We start from the raw sequence: 241 nt of genomic DNA, 5'->3' as shown, positions 1-241 counted from the left end.
AAAACCTTCGCCACTTTCGCCAAAAGCCGTACCGGGTACAACAGCTACACGCTCTTCTTGAATCAATTTAGTGGCGAACTCTTCTGAAGTCATGCCAAATTCAGAAATATTTGGGAAGATGTAAAAAGCGCCGAATGGTTCAAAGCAAGGCAAACCTAGCTGCTCCATACGATTTAAGAGGTAGCGTCTACGTTGGTTATAGCTCTCACGCATGACAGCAACATCCTCGTCACTATTTTTC

General features: G+C 44.4%; 1 protein-coding gene. It reads right to left on the bottom strand.

The genetic code is table 11. From position 1 onward, the window contains the following. Positions 1-241: aminotransferase class I/II-fold pyridoxal phosphate-dependent enzyme (locus RMT89_RS45130; protein ID WP_315889549.1), on the bottom strand; the 241-nt coding region annotated here is incomplete at both ends.

The organism is Streptomyces sp. P17 (genome assembly GCF_032436805.1).
Taxonomy (GTDB): Bacteria; Actinomycetota; Actinomycetes; order Streptomycetales; family Streptomycetaceae; genus Streptomyces.
The sequence above is the reverse complement of the archived record's forward strand: the minus strand, read 5'-3'. Positions and strand labels throughout refer to the sequence as shown.